1 protein-coding gene is annotated in these 538 nt (G+C 66.5%); it reads right to left on the reverse strand.

All coding sequences use genetic code 11. The features are described 5' to 3' along the window. The coding region (locus R2S09_RS40225) for an alkaline phosphatase family protein (protein ID WP_316746244.1) at nt 1–538 on the reverse strand (538 nt) is incomplete at both ends.

Genomic DNA, 538 nt, shown 5'->3' on the forward strand with positions numbered 1-538 from the left:
GTAGTACTCGAACGGCGAGTGGTGCGGGCTGTAGTCGACGACCGACGCGCCACCGACGTTGGTGTGCGCGGTGTCGCACTTGGCGTAGTGACCCTGCTGTCCGTCCCACGCGGTCGAGGGCCTGAAGCCGCCCTGGAACCAACCCCAGCTGACCTTCTTGGAGTTGAGGACGTCACCGATGTTCCTGCCCTGCATGGCCGCCAGCGCGTTGGTGCTGGTGTGGTTCTTGCCGGAGCAGTCGTCGTAGGCCGGGTCGGGGTCGTTGATGACCGTGCCGACGCCCTTCGCGTCCGGCGACTTGACCGTGTAGGCGTCCGGGGTGGAGGTCTGCTTGGGGTTCTCGCTGCCCGTGGACGGGTCCACGGAGATGACGCCGTGCGTCTGGCCGGAGACCAGGTTGAGAGCGCCGGGCGTGGAGGGGCCGTAGACGGAGCTGTAGGAACGGTCGCTCATCGCATAGTTCTGGGCGTAGTTCCACAGCGCCGTGACGGTGTTGCCGTCGTAGTAGTCCATGACCAGGCCGGGCTCGCCGAACAGG

It is taken from the genome of Streptomyces sp. MK7, assembly GCF_032658145.1.
Taxonomy (GTDB): Bacteria; Actinomycetota; Actinomycetes; order Streptomycetales; family Streptomycetaceae; genus Streptomyces; species Streptomyces spiralis.